The organism is Nostoc sp. CALU 546 (genome assembly GCF_048836525.1).
In genome coordinates, this window is the sequence record NZ_JAWJTF010000066.1 from 1 (window position 1) to 408 (window position 408).

The following is a 408-nucleotide window of genomic DNA, read 5'->3' on the forward strand; positions in this document are numbered from 1 at the left end:
TTCAGATAGATTGTTCAAGCTAATAGCCACATTGGGATGGTCGCCAGCAAACAGGCGCTTTGTCATTTCCAAAGCTTCTACGTACAGAGGTTCGGCATCGCTGTACCGCCCTTGGCTATAGTAGAGGAAAGCTAAATTGTTTAAGCTAGTAGCCACATCCAGATGGTCGCCAGCAAACAGGCGCTTTCTCATTGCCAGGGCTTCAATGTAGAGAGGTTTGGCATCGCTGTCGCGTCCTTGGCTTTTGTAGAGTACTGCTAAATTGTTCAAGTTAATAGCCACATTGGGATGGTCGCCAGCAAACAGGCGCTTTGTCATTTCCAAAGCTTCTACGTACAGAGGTTCGGCATTGCTGTACCGCCCTTGGCTATAGTAGAGTAAAGCTAAATTGTTCAAGCTACCAGCCAC

Annotated in this window: 1 protein-coding gene; it reads right to left on the bottom strand. The window is 47.5% G+C overall.

Going from position 1 to position 408, the window contains the following annotated elements; all coding sequences use genetic code 11:
• Positions 1-408 (bottom strand): tetratricopeptide repeat protein (locus tag RRG12_RS26950; protein ID WP_420761270.1); only part of this gene is annotated, 408 nt, incomplete at both ends.